The sequence below is a fragment of the Bombilactobacillus sp. ESL1187 genome, assembly GCF_058107155.1.
This window is the reverse complement of record NZ_JBYLTZ010000001.1, coordinates 1,182,251-1,199,247: the sequence shown is the minus strand read 5'-3', so window position 1 is coordinate 1,199,247 and position 16,997 is coordinate 1,182,251. Positions and strand designations below refer to the sequence as shown.

At 37.7% G+C, this 16,997-nt stretch carries 15 protein-coding genes; 3 read left to right on the top strand and 12 right to left on the bottom strand.

Annotated features, from left to right (window positions below):
- Window positions 1-63 precede the first annotated feature (63 nt).
- From AC3B5B_RS05575 to AC3B5B_RS05525, 11 genes are all read right to left on the bottom strand, one after another.
- Window positions 64-2,523 carry a BspA family leucine-rich repeat surface protein gene (locus AC3B5B_RS05575; protein ID WP_489769560.1) on the bottom strand — a complete coding sequence of 820 codons (2,460 nt, stop codon included), beginning with the start codon at window positions 2,521-2,523 and terminating at the stop codon, window positions 64-66.
- Between the two features lie 198 nt (window positions 2,524-2,721).
- The gene (locus AC3B5B_RS05570; protein WP_489769559.1) at window positions 2,722-3,753 is read right to left on the bottom strand and encodes a WxL protein host-binding domain-containing protein; all 1,032 of its coding nucleotides are present in this window, start codon (window positions 3,751-3,753) and stop codon (window positions 2,722-2,724) included.
- Complete coding sequence (locus AC3B5B_RS05565; RefSeq protein ID WP_489769558.1) at window positions 3,750-4,616, bottom strand: hypothetical protein; 867 nt, start codon at window positions 4,614-4,616, stop codon at window positions 3,750-3,752. Before AC3B5B_RS05565 ends, AC3B5B_RS05570 begins: the two co-directional genes overlap by 4 nt.
- 21 nt (window positions 4,617-4,637) lie before the next feature.
- Complete coding sequence (locus tag AC3B5B_RS05560; RefSeq protein ID WP_489769557.1) at window positions 4,638-5,618, bottom strand: WxL protein peptidoglycan domain-containing protein; 981 nt, start codon at window positions 5,616-5,618, stop codon at window positions 4,638-4,640.
- Between the two features lie 52 nt (window positions 5,619-5,670).
- The gene (locus AC3B5B_RS05555; protein ID WP_489769556.1) at window positions 5,671-6,522 is read right to left on the bottom strand and encodes a hypothetical protein; all 852 of its coding nucleotides are present in this window, start codon (window positions 6,520-6,522) and stop codon (window positions 5,671-5,673) included.
- Window positions 6,523-6,557: 35 nt separating this feature from the next.
- Entirely contained in the window at window positions 6,558-7,598 is a 1,041-nt protein-coding gene (locus tag AC3B5B_RS05550) for a DUF916 domain-containing protein (protein ID WP_489769555.1), read from the bottom strand.
- A gap of 29 nt (window positions 7,599-7,627) precedes the next feature.
- Window positions 7,628-8,698 (bottom strand): WxL protein peptidoglycan domain-containing protein, encoded by a 1,071-nt coding sequence (locus AC3B5B_RS05545; protein WP_489758182.1) that lies wholly within the window; start codon window positions 8,696-8,698, stop codon window positions 7,628-7,630.
- 93 nt (window positions 8,699-8,791) lie between these two features.
- Window positions 8,792-9,829, bottom strand: coding sequence for a DUF3324 domain-containing protein (locus AC3B5B_RS05540; RefSeq protein WP_489769554.1), 1,038 nt, complete (start codon window positions 9,827-9,829; stop codon window positions 8,792-8,794).
- A gap of 188 nt (window positions 9,830-10,017) precedes the next feature.
- The gene (locus AC3B5B_RS05535) at window positions 10,018-10,767 is read right to left on the bottom strand and encodes a WxL domain-containing protein (RefSeq protein ID WP_489769553.1); all 750 of its coding nucleotides are present in this window, start codon (window positions 10,765-10,767) and stop codon (window positions 10,018-10,020) included.
- 104 nt (window positions 10,768-10,871) lie between these two features.
- On the bottom strand, window positions 10,872-11,366 hold the full coding sequence (locus tag AC3B5B_RS05530) for a hypothetical protein (RefSeq protein WP_489769552.1): 495 nt from the start codon (window positions 11,364-11,366) through the stop codon (window positions 10,872-10,874).
- Between the two features lie 102 nt (window positions 11,367-11,468).
- Complete coding sequence (locus AC3B5B_RS05525) at window positions 11,469-12,956, bottom strand: glycosyltransferase (RefSeq protein WP_489769551.1); 1,488 nt, start codon at window positions 12,954-12,956, stop codon at window positions 11,469-11,471.
- Window positions 12,957-13,075: 119 nt separating this feature from the next.
- Here AC3B5B_RS05525 and tpx point away from each other — a divergent pair, with 119 nt between their 5' ends.
- Entirely contained in the window at window positions 13,076-13,570 is a 495-nt protein-coding gene (gene tpx / locus AC3B5B_RS05520) for a thiol peroxidase (RefSeq protein WP_489769550.1), read from the top strand.
- Between the two features lie 157 nt (window positions 13,571-13,727).
- Here tpx and AC3B5B_RS05515 read toward each other — a convergent pair whose 3' ends face one another.
- The gene (locus AC3B5B_RS05515) at window positions 13,728-14,906 is read right to left on the bottom strand and encodes an MFS transporter (protein WP_489769549.1); all 1,179 of its coding nucleotides are present in this window, start codon (window positions 14,904-14,906) and stop codon (window positions 13,728-13,730) included.
- 74 nt (window positions 14,907-14,980) lie between these two features.
- Between AC3B5B_RS05515 and AC3B5B_RS05510 the strand changes: the two genes are divergently transcribed.
- Both AC3B5B_RS05510 and AC3B5B_RS05505 read left to right on the top strand, forming a co-directional pair.
- Window positions 14,981-15,343 carry a hypothetical protein gene (locus AC3B5B_RS05510; RefSeq protein ID WP_489758175.1) on the top strand — a complete coding sequence of 121 codons (363 nt, stop codon included), beginning with the start codon at window positions 14,981-14,983 and terminating at the stop codon, window positions 15,341-15,343.
- Window positions 15,344-15,949: 606 nt separating this feature from the next.
- Window positions 15,950-16,894 (top strand): 2-dehydropantoate 2-reductase, encoded by a 945-nt coding sequence (locus tag AC3B5B_RS05505; protein WP_489769548.1) that lies wholly within the window; start codon window positions 15,950-15,952, stop codon window positions 16,892-16,894.
- Window positions 16,895-16,997: the final 103 nt, after the last annotated feature.

Sequence of the window (16,997 nt, the reverse complement as noted above, 5' to 3'; positions counted from 1 at the left end):
GGTTGATGAACATTAGCAAATAAAATTGATCATTCCCCCGAGAAAAAATATAAAAAAGTTCTTTTAATTAGCTTGGTACACAACATCAATAATTTGGTCGGTATCATTAATTGTAACTACTTGTTCATCTACCTGATTTTGACTAGTAGTATAACCACTTAACTGTGGTACAACTACTGAATCCCAAGTATCTGTTTGCCATGAACCATATGTCCGTGAACCTGTTACCAAATCTTGATAAACTTTACGCTTTAAAACAGCCACTTGCGTTTGGCTTTTAATTTGTCCATCTGGATAATGAAAATTAATAGTTCTTGTAACAGACTTGCTTTCCAAACTAGTACGCATCTTATGAGCTACAGAAACTTGGACAACTTGTTGTCCTGTAGCATCAACTGTCACTGTCGTTTGTGGCTGATCAATTATTTCATAACCAGCTGGTGCATGATAATTAATAGTCAAAACATCACCAACATAACCAGTTATTTCCTGATTTCCTACCTCTTTACCGTCATCCATATATTGAACAGTGACTGTCTGCTCTATAGGAGTATAGTAAACATCCATAGTTTGATCTTGAGTTTCAGATGTCACTTCTTGTTCAGGAACTGATGATTGACTTACTTGATAACCAGCAATTTTGGGTATAGTATAAGCATCCCATTTAGCTTTAGACCAATCCCCGTAAGTAACAGAACCATCATCATTGTTGGTCACGTTACGTTGAATGATCGCCGATTGAACTATTGTTTTAATCTGGTCATCTGGCTGACAAATATTAATTAACCGCGTAACAGATCTGGTTTGCACAGTATTGGTAACTTCGGGTTTCTCATCTTGATCCCATTCATAAGTAGTAGTCTCCGCGCGTCCTGGCATTGCCATTAGTTCTGCAGAAGTATATTTTTTGCCTTTATCAACACCATTCATTGCTACCCAATATGGTGAAGATACAACTTTATTGGTACCAGGAATTTTAGTACCTTTTGCAGGTACATCTGGTAAAGCAGGAGTTCCGTTAGACAAATTAGTATTGGCTCCTAAAATAATTGTACTTAACGCGTAATCATATTGAAACATTGGTTTTATGGTATCAGATCCAATATAATCCAAACGACTTAAATCTAACTTTGTTAAAGAAGTGCATTCATTAAACATTCCATTAACAAGAAGCAGATAAAAAGTATTAAGTTTTAATGTTTTTAAACTTGTGCACCCGTCAAACATATAATCTGTATAACGTACCTTCAATGTACCAAAATTACTCAAATCCAGATTTACTAATGATTTACAATCTTGAAACATATAACCCATGTTATCAACATTAGTAGTTTTAAAACTACTTAAATCGACGGTATCTAAAGATGTACAACCACCAAACATAACTTCCATATTGATAACGTTAGAGGTATCTAAACCTCTGAGATCTAAAGTTTTTAAAGAATAGCAATTAGTAAACATTGCTTCCATATCAATAACGTTGGACGTATTCAAGCCGTTTAAATTCACAGTAGTTAAAGATGGACATGAAGAAAACATATTAGACATATTAATTACCTTAGAGGTATCCAAGTTAATTAAATCAACTTTTTTTAAAGATTTACTATTTGCAAACATATAACTCATATCAGTAACGTTAGATGTATCTAAGTTGCTTAAATCGATATAAGAAAGCGAGTCACAAGCAGCAAATATATGATTCATATCAGTTACTTTAGATGTATTTAAACTATTAACATCTAAAGTTGTCAAAGACTCACATGCCGTAAACATCCAGGACATATTAGTAACATTGGACATATCTAAATTATTAAGTCCTTGAATTTCCTTTAAATTAGATAAATCAGCAAATAAGTAATCTGAATTTTTATTAGCAACAACACCCTTATCAAAGGTAATCTTAGTTAACTCTCTAGACCAATTAAAGTTTCCATTAAATACCTCTTTATCATAATTAATTCTACCAAAATTAGGCTCATTTCCGCCATTATCACCAAAAGTTCCTGCGTGAAAATGTAAGGTGTAATCGTCACCTTCATGAACAAATTCCCACTTACTAGTTCCCCAAACACCACTAGTAATAACGTTACTATCTGCCGTAGCATCAGCATTCACTGGTTGCGTGTCATTATTAGTTACTGATATCGTTGCATTAGAACTATTAGCAGGTGTAGCTGGATTGTTCGTAGCTACAGCAGTTGCTGAATTAACGTCCGTTGTAGTGGTATCTTGGTTTTCTGTAGCAGGTACATCGTTAGTAACTGCTGTCGTTCCATTAGCCGAGGTGTTAGTTTGTAGCGTTTGCTCCTCCACAGAAGTCGTATTGGAAACAGGACTTACTGTTGTACTTGTCGGTACTGAACTCGTTGAAGCTTGATCAGTAACTACTGGTTCTACCTGATCTGAAACATTCGCTACTTGTTCATTATCAGCAGCTTGCACATTTTGTTGAATTAAAGTTAAACCACAGACCAATCCTAATAATGCTCCGGCAGTCGTAAAACTTTTTTGCTTTATATTCACTCTTTATTCCCCCATATCATTTTTGAAATCGTTTCAAAACAATTTCATGCTAATTTTAAATCTCATTTTAGAAGAATTCAAGGTGAAAAAAGTCACAATATTTTTTAACAATAATTGCTACAGCGAGACTCTAAATTACCGCACGAAAAAAGGCACTCCTAGTTTGGTTAGGAGTGCCTTGTATTTAGTTCTTATTATTTATTTTTGTTTTCGTCCGCGATTCTTAGCAAACTTAAACAACAACCGCAAGAATAAGCCAAACAATAAGCAACCACAAATGACAATAGCAACAATCAATGGCCATTTGGTGCGCTTAATATTAGGATTTTGGCGATTCAATTGCCAAGCTTGCTTGGGACTAATCGTAAAGTTATGTTGAAAATGAAAATTACGATTGCCCACATTAACCTGTGCGCTATACTGATAATTACCCGCTTTAATAGGATTATTACCTAACGTAATAGTAATCGGCGCAATGGAATTAGCTGCCAAGGCGCCCTGAGGAATGTTCAAATGCTTGTCAAAGTTATTGGTTAAACCGCGGACGCGAATATCATAATTGACCGCTCCATTACCATAGTAGATAGGTCGTTGATTATGGATTTGCCCTACTACTTGCGGCTGTCCCGCATAAGAACGGACACGCACCTTACCCAGACGTAATTTGGGTTGTAATTTATCCACAGCGCCCACATTAGCCAACACGCCAAAGGCCATTTGAAAATTATTAACCTGATTGTTATATTGCTTAGTCAACAAAGTCTGCACAACCGCTGAACCCGCAATTGAACCCTTAAAATGAGCTGGCGCTTTAATTTTTAAGGGTACAGCTTGTTCTTGATTGGCATTGAGCACTAAGTATTGCGTTTTTAAACCCAGGTCTGCCAAACTATATTGCCACGACCGATCCATCAACAAATGTTTATTTGATGCTAAACTCAAGCCACCCTGTTCCGTAGTTTGTGCCGTTCCACCAAAAATCTTTAATTGTACTGGTTGATTAGTCAAATTTTTTAAGTATAACGCAAATTTTGCGGACTTCTTAGGCTTTAAATCAACTTGCACAACGCCACTACTAGCTGGAACCTGATTTTCCTTGGGAACTTGTAATTGCACCTGTACTGGTGAACCGGGATCCGCCTGTACCAGTTGCTTTTGAAAAAAAAGGCACCAACCACAGACCATGACTAGTGCACAAATTAATTGTTTAAAACGTAATTTATTTTTCATTTGGAAGCCTGACCAGTTGGCGTAAACTGCAAAGTCCAAGTAATTGGAGCAACGTACTTATCTTTTAAATTTTCTATCTTAGTAGTGGAAAAATCATTTAATTTAGCATAACTAGGATCGTTAAAATCTAAGCCATAATAATGAGAATCATAATTACTACCAGTTATATGCATGACCCTTTGCGAAGGATTAGGATCGGCGTCGCTACCATCCTTAGCTAACAAAATCAAACCATCAGGCTTTGAATTGTCTGCCGGAGTTGGTGGACCCTGTAAAGCACCAGATATTTTAGACGGAGTATAACCACTACCACTCCAATTTCCATAACTCGTTCGTTTGCCTACATTAGTAGATGGTAAATTAATTGACGGTATTGTCGGCGTAATCTTAGATAATTTAATCTGAGCAGAACCGGAAGTTTTATAAAAAGAACCCACTTTTACATCCACTTCCCATAAATTATGCACGCCAGAGCCAGCATTAGTATCATTGACCACTAAATACCGATTACCAGAAGAGGCCGTCATTTCAGCAGTAGTAGCACCTACTTTCATATTAAAATCAAAATTAGGAACTTCCATTAAGAAAATTGGTCGCGAAATCCGATCTTCTGCAAAATCAATGCCACCGAAAGATTGAAAGTCATGATTATTAGCACTATCAGTCGCTGCATCAGACGGATTTGCAGCAGTGCTATTAAAATCAATGCCACTATTAGCTCCTAAAGCTTGTCCAGGATCTACTCCTGACACGCCATCCAGCGCATTACCTGCTGCTTGAACATTCAACTCATTAACACTAGAACCGGCTACTGCTGCTAAAACTAAGCTGGTGAACATTACTGTCTTATAAGTATTCTTCATTTTAATCCCCCAAAATCGGCGCTACTTTTTCTTCGATAAATTCTGCCCATAAGCATAAACCCACCAAGAAATTAAGCCCATCAAAATCACCAAAAACAGTACTAAAATAATGATCACATTTCGATACTTGCGTTGTGCTCGTGGCAAAAAGTAATTTAACTTTTTAGACTGCTGTGGGCTCAAAATAATATGGCGGTGAAATACATAATGTTGCTTATGATGATCCAATATATAAGTAACATTATAAGTGCCCGGCATTAAGCGACCTTTGCGCCAAGGTAATAATAACTTAGTCTGCGAATTAGGTGCAAAATTAACGTTTTTTAAAACCATGGTACAGTTCGCCCGTGAATAATTCTTTTTACTAATCTTAACTCGCAAGTGCCCCTTTAAAAACGGATACGGCGCGATATTTTTAATTGGTGTTTGCATCACCACCCGATTAGCTTGCGAAGTTAAAATTGGCATCCCTACTTGAAAGTGAGGTAATAAGATGGCATCATCTTGGCGCAAATTCAAACCGTAACTAATATTGGCTGTTGAGATCGTTACCGAACCTTGTTTATTCTTAACAGCCTGTTGTTCCTGTTGCTGTAAGTCAGTCTGTGACTGAAACAGCAGTCCTCCCATAATGAGTCCGATTAAACGTTGTCGCGGCATTTTTAATGTCACTGCCGTTTCGACTTCTTTTTTAGCTGGAACTTCCACACTCAAAGGAGTAACTAGTTTACGTAAATCAAACTGGGCTTTGGGTCCTGGTTTAGCATAGGGATTATCAATCATCAACTGTAAATCCGAATTAGTCTGGGCAGGAATCGGCTTAACTGTAATAACATTAGACTGATTAGTCAAATTGAGAATTTTAAACTTCAATTGATAAGTTTGATTTGGCTGAACATGTAAGTACCAACCGCCTTTAACTGAACCAATTTGATTTGTTAACTGTTCGGGTTCGACACTAAATGTGCCCCCCGCAGCATGGGCGATTTGACTTTTACCCAAACCACAACACCCTACCAATAAGATAACCAACCAAGCCCAATTTTTTAAAAGCTTACATTTGTTCATTGGCAATTTTATTCGTTGATTCGTTCAAATTAGCTGTCCAATGCAATGGAAAAACGAAAGTAGCATTATCTTTATTATTATTATGAAGATAAGTTTGTACACTTCCTAAAACAGTACTATTTAAATTCAAAGTAGCACTAGTTGGAGCAACAAATGATAAACGAATATAGCCTTGAAAGCCACTATCAGCATTTAAAACTGTGATAGGAGTCACTGACTTAGATGGGTTACTGGTAAGAGGAATTTCACCGAATGGATTTTTAGTACTATTATTTCCATAAGTATAACCTGCTGTTACAGGAGCCCTATCAGTTCCTGGCAAACCAGTTTGTGTTGAAACTGGATTATCATTAACACCACTATCCAAATCTAAACTACCGAGTTTAGTATTTGACAAGCCAGCAGAACTAGTTACATCTGCTTTTGAACTAGAATCAATCAATGTACTACCGTAATTAGCAACTGACACATAAAAGCCAACTGCGCTATCTGGTGAGTTAACGATTAAAGAACGATCAATTTTTTTATTGCTACTAGGACTGTTCAAATTAAAACTCGTATCCCGGTAATCATGCCCCGTACCAAAATCAAAGTTGGGCATCTGGACAATGTAAATACTGCCGTTGATAAAAGTGACCGTTACATTTGTACTGCCCGTCGTGCCATCAGTACTAGTATCAACGTCGCGGGTGGAAACATCACCCGCTTGTAAAGTTGGATCAGTATCACTCCGCGTCACATCACTATCAGCTTGTACCATTAAAGATTGTTCATTAACTCCCCAACCAAAAATTAAGAGACAAACAGTTGAGATGATCATTTTCCCCATGTTTTTCAAGATCTCACCCCTCGAAGTCATTATAGCAACTTGAACTAAGAACGTCCATTTTTGTTTTGACCTTTTAAATAAATCCACAGTAAATATAATAATCCTAAGACAATTATTAATACTAATCCAATAAAGATCCACGGCAACAAGCGATTATAGTGCTTTGGCTGTGTAGCTTTCTTAATTGCATTGACGTTGGCTTTAGTAACTGTAAAGTGCCGTACAAAAGTTTTTTGATAATGATTCTTAGCTTGCAAATGCAAAGTCAATGTATAAGAACCAGGATGAATCTTGCTTTGTGGTAATAACACGTTCCACGTCGAGCTTGGTGCCATCTGCAAATTATGCAATTTTTTCGTGATGACTTTGCTATGACCCTTGCGTTTGACTGAACTAGTCATCTTCAGCTGACTAACATTAATCGGCGCAGCATTATACAAAGTAAAGCCTAACCCCGTCTGTTGTGCGCGTGTCGTAGCAATTACGTGCTTACCCATGGTAATTGCTGGCTTGACAGTATCTTTTTTGGAACGCAACACCACACCTGTGACGTATTGAACTTGGTTTTGAATAGCAAACTCACTTTTCTTCGAAGAACTGACTCCCGCAGTTGCAACAATCGCCCCCAAGATAATTCCTTGAAACTCCGTCTTGGGTGCTTGATAGGTAAAGGTCACAATCTTGGAATACTGCGGTTTAACATGCACGTGATAAGTGCGTTTACTACTAATTAAGCTAGATAAAGCAGGATTTTGCGGCTTATATAACTTCACTTTTGGGCGATCATAACTAATAATCCCATTGCCGGAAGTATAAGCATCATTGATCTGGACCTTAATATTCAAAGGCTTCTTGCCGATGTTCGACACTAATAAGCGTAAGCGTTGCTTTTGTTGTGGCTTAGTTTGTAAATCAAAAAACGTCTCCTGATCCGTCGTTTGATTCTTGGGTAAAATCGCCTTTACAGTAAATGAACGTTCCTGCGTCGGTAATTTTTTGGCTGCTGCCACTGAATTGGTGGAAAGCGTCCAAAACCCCAATAGTAACGTCAGGATCACTATCATTGAAATCCGTCGTTGCTTCATGAATAAATTCCCCCATTTAAATCTAAAGCTTACTGTCTCGGATATTGATTAAAATTATTATTTTGATTATTGGGTTGTGATTGATTCTGTTGCTGCTGGTTTTGACGCTGTTGTTGTGCTTTCTTTTGTTTGTTAGATTGGCTCCATAAACCACCAACCACAAACATGATTAAGATGATGAGACCTAACACAATCATCAAATACAAAACTGTCTTATCAGGCGTTAAACCTTTGCAATCATTATTAACCTTATCAGTTTGTTTCTTAGTGATGTGGTACGTTCCGGAAAACTTCCAGTGCGTCTTACCACTCTTAGCAGTTCCCACGGCTTGATAAATGCCTGGTTTAATTGGCAGTGATTGCTGATCAAACGCAATCGGAACGTTAGAATTAGGGGCAATCTTCTTATAAACTTGATCCACATTCACGGGCTTGAACCCCATGCCAAACAATTCGAGCAGTCCCTTGCGTTTCAAGGTCATATGCACCACGACATCTTTCATCAATCCTGGTTGATTATTGGATAGATTAACATTGATAAACGGCTTATGTTCGACTGCTTGAGGAGTCACATTATTCAATACCAAAACCCCACCCACTGGGTGATTATCTTCCGTGAGCCACACAGGAACTTTCAAGCCTTGGCTAGCTGAATCATTAATATCATAAATATAAAAACCGGCGAGCATCAAACCTTTAAAGGCCTTGGGTGGCATTTGAATGTTGAACGCTACTTCTTTAGTTTGGTTAGCTTTTAATTTAATAATCTTAGCTTGCGTCATATCTTTAAAAGCATAACGCAAATCGCTATCGCCCGAATGAACAACTTTTTGGTAAGTAATCCCACCTTGCGACGTCGTGGAAGCATTGGTAGGACGAATCCGCACCTTGGTATTCACTGCGCCAAAGTTAGTAATTGATAATTTAACTTGGTACACGCGATTAGGCTTAGCTACAATTTGAAAACGGTCCGTGACGTTCGAATTATCGACAATTGGTGTAACCGAAATATTATTGACATCCGCTTTAACAGATTGTATTTGTGTGAGCGCCAAAAGCAAAGTACAGACGCTAATGATAAATAGGCTAAATTTTTTCATAGATCCCCCATAACGGATTAATGATAGCATAATTATACAAAAAAATGTGGATACTGTTAAGTATCCACACAATTTTATTAAACACTTTTAAGTTTAATTATTATTCTTGTTATTGTTCCGACGACCGAAGTAAATACCTAAACCTAAGACTAACAAGATGACTAAGACAGCAATTAAGATCCATAGCCACATGTAGTTTGGCTTAATACCAGATAACTTGTTGTATTTACCAGCATCAGCAGAAGTGATGGTAAAGTCTTTGTCAACAATCCATGATTTAGTCTTATCACTAGAAACTAATTTAACATGTAGGTGATAGTTACCTGCTTGTAAAGGTGTATCTCCCCAGTCAATAGCGTAATTAAAATTAGAATTAGGAGCTGGTGACATAGCGGTTAAAGTAGAGGTTTTCTTAAACTTATGATCATTAGGCTTTTTGGTAACTGTTGCTTTAGCTTTGATGCCCGTATCAAAACCCTTGACATAATTTTGAATATCAGCATTAACACCACGCTGTCCTTTACCGGCACTTAAAGCATATGGTGTTACTTTCAGAGCTCTAAATTTAGGATGCATAACTGCATCTTCTTTTTGACGTACACGTAAAGGAACACCTTGAGCAAATTTATTAGTCAGTAATGAACCATTTTTAGCAACTGTTTTAACGGCTTTTTCACCTTTAGCTGGGCGAACAAGAATACCGCCCATCAAATATCCAGGAAACTTTTGCTTAGGAACATGAACTTGAAAATGTACATCCACAACTTGTCCTGCAGGAACAGTAATAGTCTGTACTCGTGGTTTTACATACTTAGACAATTTAATATTCATTGATGGATCTGTATAGTCTTTGTTGTAAGAATAAGTGCCATCAGTACCAGTTCCTGCAGTATTAACTGTAACGGTATAACGATGACTCTTAGTATCCTTATTAGCTACTGCAATTGAAATATCTTGTTGACTGCCAGGATTGCCAAAAATATCAACCTGACCATTTTGTGCTGATTGATTCTTACCATAATTTGGTTTAATACCATAATTGCCCACTGATGCTTGAGCAGGCACTGTCGAAACAATTACTAATGCTAAAACAGATAGCATTGCAATTAACCATTGCTTTAAATGATTCATTTTTTACACCCCAAATAATTTAATTATAGAAATTACATTTATAATCTTAATCTTTTATAATTAAAAGTCAATGTAACAATAAAAGTTAAACTTAATTTCAGTTTCAGAAACATAAAAGAAGTATTGATAGCAAAAGTTATCAATACTTCTAAAGTTAAAACTTATTTAATTATTTACAAAACAATCAATTAAGCTTGTGGAGCACCCGTTGATGGATCTGGTTGAGAAGTTAAAGTCCAAGTAATAGGAGCTGTGTAAGCGCCAGCTTTAACACCTTCTGGAATACTCATTTTAATGCCATGATTTAAGCCAAATACAAATTGGTCAGAACCACGTTGTTGAACACCACTCTTAACACTAACAACAGTTTTACCAGCGCCACCATTAGATGTTATAGCATTCGCACCAGTCAAATCAGCAGTATAAATTTTACTGTCAGTTGCTTGAATAGTATTAGCGCTTAATGTAAATTGGCTAGCAGCAGAATCAGTCGTAGCTAACTCATCGCCAGCAAATTGACCTAATGAAGCCTTAACGACATAACCCATACCCATATTACCGGAAGCACCATCTGAATGACGAGAATCAGTAATTTCCAATAAACCGGCATTGTTGCCATCAGTACCATAGTTATTGTTATTAGTTTGACTTGCTAAACTACTATTATCCTTAAGGTATGCTGTACTACCACTAACGGCAGAGCCAAAAGCTAAATCAGGAACTTTATCTAAGCTTAAGAACCCATCGATAACGTTAACACTAGCTGTAGATGTTCCTTGTGCTGAACCACTTCTTGAGTTCTTATTAGCTGGATTGTCAGTTGACATTGTAGTAGCTGGCAACTTACTTGAAGCCGCACTAACAGTAGCGACAGGTGCAACTGCACCTAAAGCAACAACAGCAGTTGCTACAGAAGCAAATAATTTATTCATTTTCATTAGTAAATCCCCCCAAAAAATTTCAAATACCGAATGGTATTCTCAGTACATAAATACAATAACACTTTTTTTTAATCTTGCAATAGTTTATTTTCAAAGAATAACTAAATTCGCTTAAAATTATCAAAAAATGTTATGAACTGCTTACGATAACATAATCCTAACCCAAACAGTAAACCAACACCTAACGCAATTGCTCCATAGCTGACATCATTTCCCGTTTGTGGATATGATGGCGTACCCACAACTTGCACTGGTCCGTTTTGATCCGCACCGCCAGTTTGTGGGTAATTCAACTGATCTAACTTAGGAGTTTTCGCCTGTTGACTATTAGCGCCCGTGTTAGACTGTGGAATAATTACTGAAGCAGTTGATGACTTAGATTGTGAGTTAGAACTACCTCCCCCTCGAGTAGCGCCTTGAGTAACTGGTAGGGCCTGGGCAACTTCATTACCTTGATAATCGTAATCGGTTCCCGCCCACATGGCTGTCGAATAAGCGCCAACAACAATTGCCACAGTAGCAATTACCGCAACAATTAAACCAGTTACCTTACGCCAAGGGAGTCGTTTTGATACTTTGTGAGTTTGCTTTTCCAAAAATCACGACTCCTTTCGTAAGACTAGAAGCTCTAGACACACTGTTAATATAGCACTTAATTTTGTGAAGTTCAAACACAATTAATTATAACTGAACAACTTTCAGCTTATTAATGGTTGCCACAATTGCCATACTGCTTCCGGCTCAAATTGGTGTGCACTTTGATAAGCACCTTGACTTAATTTTTGAGCTAATTGATCATTTTGCAAAATTGCAATCACTTTGTGGGCTGCAGTGGATACTGCGTCTTGTGGAACTAAATAACCATTTTCATTATCATGCACAATTTCTCGAGGGCCGTAACGGCAATCATAGCTCACCATGGGTACCCCATGACTACTTGCTTCTAATAACGTCAAAGGAAAGCCTTCCGCAAAAGAAGTCAAAATTAAAACGCGAGCTCGATCATAAACTTCTGCCATATTGGCCACGACACCCTTAAATTGCACAGCATCTTGTAATTTTAAATTCAATACGGTCTGATTAATTTTTTTTGCTTCTTGCTGATAAGTAATGCCCCCATAAACCTCTAAGCGCGCTAGCGGATCTTCACGGCGCACGCGCTGTAAAACTTTTAAGGCTTGATCAACTTGTTTTTCGGGTGAAATTCGGGCCACCATGATAATCAAGTGCGGATCGCGTTGGGAGAATTCAACTTGAGGAACATCAATTTGGCTGGGTTTACCCGGAATAGCCACCACTTTCTCTCCAATGTGAAAGCGTTGATTAATCTCTTGCTTCTCCCAATTGGACGGACAGATAATATAATCGAACTCTTCATTATGGGTTAAACCATACTCATAGTTATAGTTTAATCCCCCCGTCATGACATCAGCCTGCCAACCATTTAAGAATTGATTATGAATATAAAATGCTTTTTGAGCTGCGGTTTGCATTCGTGGCAAACTCTCGACGCATTCCACACGGTCGGCAATAAATAAATTATTCAAACCATAGTCTTGATTTAAACAATCATAAAAAAAGGCCTGGAAATCACGCAAATCCGTAAACCGATACTTCTTGCCGTGATACTTTAGCTTATATAAAGCCACACTCTTTTGATCAGCCTTATAAACTTGCGTACAAGTAACTTGGCCTTGTTGATTGAGCACTTCTTGCTTGGTGACCTGGCCATGGCGATCGTAGTAATACTTGCTAGACAAAAAACCGCGGGTATCATAGCCTTCCGCAACACTCGGCACTTGACTCCCCAAGGGAGCAAAGACCACCGAAGTCAATTGTTGCGATTTTTCATCAGCCCGAATAAGACCTTGCCGACCGTCGTGTGTTTGAATTTTAAAACCCAGTTCTGCACCATCAGAGCCTAACTCCTGCACTAATTGATAATTATGCGTGCGACAATAATCTTGGACAGTATTCGTTTGATAAAAATCCACATGATTTTCCCCAAAGTAGTCAAAGACATTAATAACGTCATCTAAGTCTAAACCAAACTTGCCCGGACCAGCGGCCCAATCATTGCGATAATAAGTCGTCACAATCTTGGCTGGAACTTGATGTTGTTGAAATAAGCGCAAGCGATTCAGTTCAGAATGCTCAATGCCAGCCGAAATATTAGATAAATCCATCGTTAAAAAAAATTCATGCTACTATGCCCCCTTTGATCTGAAGTTTATTATAGCAAACAAAACCTTTTCTTTTACGGGAAGATTTCAAACATAGTATACTAAGATAGAGGTGAAGAAAAATGAAAATAACTCGTCATGGTGAAGACTTTTGTACGCTCACTGACATTCCCCAAGTTGGCAGCCAGATGTCCAACTTTACGGTTCTTGATCAAGATCAAAACTCCGTTACTTTAACATCATTATTGAACAAGCCCTTGCTCATTAGTGTAGTACCCGATATTAATACCAGTGTCTGCAGTTTACAGACGAAACATTTTAATCAAACAATGGATCAATACCCTAACATCAATTTTGTCACTATCTCAACTAACACCGCTGAGCAACAAGCTAGTTGGTGTGCAGCTCAAGGCGTTAAAAAAATGCAATTACTCTCCGATGTCAAACAGGATTTCGGTCAACAAACTCATTTGTTAATGGCCGACAGTGGTTTATTAGCCCGGTCCGTCTGGATTGTTGAACCCGATCAAACGATTAGCTACCAAGAAGTGGTGCCCGAGATGACCAATGAACCTAATTATGACCAAGTTTTGGCTCAATTAGATCAAAACGAATAAGTAGTGTTCAATACACAATTTAGTGCTGATTTTTTCATCCGAACATAGTGTAAGCTATTATAATGAAGAAATTTTTAAAATTAATGCCTAATCAGCACTAGTTTGGCACTTAAAAAGCAAGTTCTTAAGCCTAATTCAGACTTCAGAACTTGCTTTTTTAGTTAGTCTTATTCTTTCGGTAATGTTGAATATTCCACGTATTTAACAGAGTAATCACAATCATCGAGATTCCCGCAATAATAAAGAGCATCTTAAAAGAAGAATGATCAATCACTAGTCCCCCAAAGACCGGACCAATGGCGCGGCCCAGCGAAGAAAAGCCACTAACCCAGCCCTGGCTGCGCCCTTTATCTTCCGGTTGCGTCCATTGATCAATAATGACTGGAACCGTTGGGACATAGATAGCTTCGCCAATCGTCAACAAAATCATCCCTAAATAAATTAAGGCGACTTGTTTGCTAGCAATCGTGACAAAATAAGAAATTGTCAAAAAGAATAAGCCAATCACAATTCGGTGATCCAAGTTTTTGATAATTTGTGGTCGCCACGTCAATAGCCATTGCACTATAATAATGATTACTCCATTTAATGCCCATAATAAACTATAAACGCGTAAGGCAAAACCACTATCAATTAAGTAAACGGAAAAGTTCGATTCCCATTGCGAATACATCGTCCACATGACTACTAATGTTAAAAAGCTAACCACAAATAATTGGCGCACACGCGCTTGCGGATGTTTTTTAGGAGTTCTGTTAGCGTGCTTTGCTGCAGCAACTTGGTATTCCAAGCGTTGCTTAGGAAAACAAACGATTTGAATGATTAAAGACAATAAGTATAAAACTGCTGCCAAAATAAAAATCGGAGCAACTGATCGTTTAAACATTTCACTGATCAGCATTGTGCCCAAGACCAAGCCTACATTTAAGACTAAATAAATCAGGTTAAAAGCTTTAGTGGTTGAGATATGGGGCAATAATGTGCCGTAGACGTTCACTGCCGTGGTTAGCCACCCCGTTGTCACGCCAAAAGCCGTCAACACCAAGGCATAATTGGGCCAACCAGTGAACCAAATGCCAATAACGCAGATTGCTAAACAGGCTAACATGGCCCCCACTGTTAGGTAAAATTGATTAAACCGGTCATACATTTTGCCGGCGACCATCGCACCTAACACGTTAGCAGCCGAAAAAAACATCAACGCAATGCCTGCCACCGTCAATGATTTATGCAAAATAGTATTAATATAAATGGTTGCTAACGGCCACATCATGCTATAGGCCGTTTCATTAAAGAAGGCCACCCCTAACAATGGAACCAAACGAACTTGGCGCATATTAAACTCCTTTTCTTCCTACTAATTTAATTCTATTATAATATAATGACATTATTAGCAGAAAGGATAAGTTCATGTCAAATTCTTATCAACCACAAAACACCAAAGATGCCTTGCGCATGATTCAGCAACTGGCCAACCAATACTTACATGCTCCTTTAACCAAAGAACTCTTAGAGTACAATCAAAAACAAATTCAATATCTTCAGCAACAAGTCATTCCAGTGGCTCAACAGCAAGAACAGAATTTAACCAGAGTACAACAAGCGCAAACTTTAATCCAAACTTTACAATTCTGGCAACAACAAAAGTTACAGGGCAAAATTGTCACTGGTAAGATCAAAAATTACCAATTAACCCAAACTGCCACCCCTAAGTATCAACACTTACCCGGCAAACATCAGAGCCAGCCACATTACCGAACTAGTCATCATTAAATCAAGCTGTGAGCAAAACTGGGCAAAAGCTGAGGACTAACCTAGATTAAACTTTTAAGTTTGATCCTTAACTTGAAAGCTTAATCGTAGTTAGATGTAAGCTTTTAGTTTTGCGAACGCAATTATATTAAACCTGTGAGCAGAAGCGTTAAGAAGTTGAGTATAGCCTAGGTAAAGTTCTTAAGTTTTGACTTTTAAACTTGAGAACTTTTCCGTAGTTAGACACAAACTTCTGCTTCTGGGAACGCAATTTCGCCAAGCTGTGAGCAAAACTGGGTAAAAGCTGAGGACTAACCTAGATTAAACTTTTAAGTTTGATCTTTAACTTGAAAGCTTAATCGTAGTTAGACGTAAGCTTTTAGTATTGCGAACGTAATTATATTAAACCTGTGAGCAGAAGCATATAAAATTTCTTAGACCAAATTGTCAAATAATTATCACCGTATTAAGCTTTTTTATTAAATTAAAATTAGTAATAGATCTTTTTCAAATCAGCTAAATTGCTAGCTGATATTTATTTTGATTAGTTTTTTATTAAAAATGGATGGTAAATAATTAATCATGGTGCTAAGATAGTAATTACAAATTACGAAGGGAGCATCATTTATGAAAATCACAATGCTTGGTGTCGGCGGTATGGGTACCCGTTTTGGTTACGAATTACAAAAGGCGGGTAATGATGTGACATTAATTGACGGCTGGAAACCGAACGTTGAAGCTATTCGCCAAAATGGGATTTCTGCCAATTTAGATGGCGTTGAGGTCAGTGCTAAATTGCCGATTTACTATCCTAATGAAAGCGACCAAATCAAAGATCCTGCCGATTTAATTATTGTCTTTACTAAGTCCTATCAACTAGAAGAGTATTTTGACCAAATTAAATCTTTGTTGACCCCCAAAACTTACGTTTTGTGCTTGATGAACGGAATGGGTCACGAAAAAATTCTTGAACGATATGTTGATCAAAACTTGTTATTAATTGGGGTCACGATGTTTACTGCTGGTTATGACAAACCGGGACATGCACAGTTATTTGGTGATGGCAACGTTGAAATTCAAAACTTAGGCCCTCAAGGCGAATCATTTGCGAAAAAAGTAATTGCTGTCTTCAATGATGCCGGTCTTAAGTCCGTTTATAGTAATAGTGCTCGTTACTCAATTTGGCGTAAAGCCTGTGTGAATGGCACTTTAAATTCATTGTGTTCACTTTTGGAATGTAACATGGGCGAACTCGGTAAAACTAAAGAAGCTACAACTTATTTGAAGGATATTATCGCTGAATTTGCTGCTGTTGCTCGCCATGAAGGTACCGATCTTGACGAAGATGAAGTGTTCCACCATATTGATGAAACTTTCTATGGCAACATTGCTAATCATTATCCCTCTATGTACCAAGACTTAGTCAACCATCATCGCTTAACCGAAATTGATTTTATTAATGGTGCCGTCTGGCGTAAGGGTGAAAAATATGGCATTCCGACTCCTGAATGTCGCTTATTAACCCAATTAATTCACAGTAAAGAACAATTAATTGGTGCCAAATTAGATTAATAATTTCCACAAAACCAAAAATAAAGCTACAAGATTAAAAACACTTAACAGTTGAATACTATAAAAAATGTCCATATTAATGATATGACCCTCAAAGTTTGAA

What these genes read in the sequence shown, in the direction of transcription:
- AC3B5B_RS05545 (WP_489758182.1), bottom strand. Translation starts at nt 8,698, where the DNA reads ATGAAAAAATTTAGCCTATTTATCATTAGCGTCTGTACTTTGCTTTTG.
- tpx (WP_489769550.1), top strand. Translation starts at nt 13,076, where the DNA reads ATGAAAATAACTCGTCATGGTGAAGACTTTTGTACGCTCACTGACATT.
- AC3B5B_RS05540 (WP_489769554.1), bottom strand. Translation starts at nt 9,829, where the DNA reads ATGAATCATTTAAAGCAATGGTTAATTGCAATGCTATCTGTTTTAGCA.
- AC3B5B_RS05570 (WP_489769559.1), bottom strand. Translation starts at nt 3,753, where the DNA reads ATGAAAAATAAATTACGTTTTAAACAATTAATTTGTGCACTAGTCATG.
- AC3B5B_RS05515 (WP_489769549.1), bottom strand. Translation starts at nt 14,906, where the DNA reads ATGCGCCAAGTTCGTTTGGTTCCATTGTTAGGGGTGGCCTTCTTTAAT.
- AC3B5B_RS05525 (WP_489769551.1), bottom strand. Translation starts at nt 12,956, where the DNA reads ATGGATTTATCTAATATTTCGGCTGGCATTGAGCATTCTGAACTGAAT.
- AC3B5B_RS05550 (WP_489769555.1), bottom strand. Translation starts at nt 7,598, where the DNA reads ATGAAGCAACGACGGATTTCAATGATAGTGATCCTGACGTTACTATTG.
- AC3B5B_RS05510 (WP_489758175.1), top strand. Translation starts at nt 14,981, where the DNA reads ATGTCAAATTCTTATCAACCACAAAACACCAAAGATGCCTTGCGCATG.
- AC3B5B_RS05505 (WP_489769548.1), top strand. Translation starts at nt 15,950, where the DNA reads ATGAAAATCACAATGCTTGGTGTCGGCGGTATGGGTACCCGTTTTGGT.
- AC3B5B_RS05535 (WP_489769553.1), bottom strand. Translation starts at nt 10,767, where the DNA reads ATGAAAATGAATAAATTATTTGCTTCTGTAGCAACTGCTGTTGTTGCT.
- AC3B5B_RS05565 (WP_489769558.1), bottom strand. Translation starts at nt 4,616, where the DNA reads ATGAAGAATACTTATAAGACAGTAATGTTCACCAGCTTAGTTTTAGCA.